Source organism: Shewanella sp. S1-49-MNA-CIBAN-0167, assembly GCF_040310145.1.
GTDB lineage: Bacteria > Pseudomonadota > Gammaproteobacteria > Enterobacterales > Shewanellaceae > Shewanella > Shewanella psychromarinicola.
The window spans coordinates 1-842 of the sequence record NZ_JBEOPO010000104.1 but is presented as its reverse complement, the minus strand read 5'-3'; the positions used below and the strand labels follow the sequence as shown (position 1 = coordinate 842).

Below are 842 nucleotides of genomic sequence, written 5' to 3'. Positions count from 1 at the left end.
GTGCCTTCGGGAACTGTGAGACAGGTGCTGCATGGCTGTCGTCAGCTCGTGTTGTGAAATGTTGGGTTAAGTCCCGCAACGAGCGCAACCCCTATCCTTATTTGCCAGCGCGTAATGGCGGGAACTCTAGGGAGACTGCCGGTGATAAACCGGAGGAAGGTGGGGACGACGTCAAGTCATCATGGCCCTTACGAGTAGGGCTACACACGTGCTACAATGGCAAGTACAGAGGGTTGCAAAGCCGCGAGGTGGAGCTAATCTCACAAAGCTTGTCGTAGTCCGGATCGGAGTCTGCAACTCGACTCCGTGAAGTCGGAATCGCTAGTAATCGTGGATCAGAATGCCACGGTGAATACGTTCCCGGGCCTTGTACACACCGCCCGTCACACCATGGGAGTGGGCTGCAAAAGAAGTGGGTAGTTTAACCTTCGGGAGAACGCTCACCACTTTGTGGTTCATGACTGGGGTGAAGTCGTAACAAGGTAGCCCTAGGGGAACCTGGGGCTGGATCACCTCCTTACCTATACGACTAACTCAATACCTAAAGTGCAGCGATGCATGTGAGTGTTCACACAGATTACTTGTTAACTTCTTCGGAAGTAGAGTGAAACACGCCGCCAGCCGGCTAGTGTTGTTCTTTAACAATTTGGAAAGCTGATAGTACTAACTAAAGGCGCATGAATGACGATTCGTTGTCGTTTGTGTGATTACGTTAGTGCGAAAAATAATACTGATGCGAAAGCATTAGTATCTTGAGTTCTCAAAACACTGTTTAAGTGTCTTGAATATTCTAAAAAACTAAGGCGAGTCCACTTCCTACCCGGAGGTGAGACAAGTAAAAA

General features: G+C 49.3%; 1 rRNA gene. It reads left to right on the top strand.

From position 1 onward, the window contains the following. Nucleotides 1-520: ribosomal RNA gene (locus AAEZ00_RS20565) — 16S ribosomal RNA — on the top strand; the annotation flags it as partial. Nucleotides 521-842 lie beyond the last annotated feature (322 nt).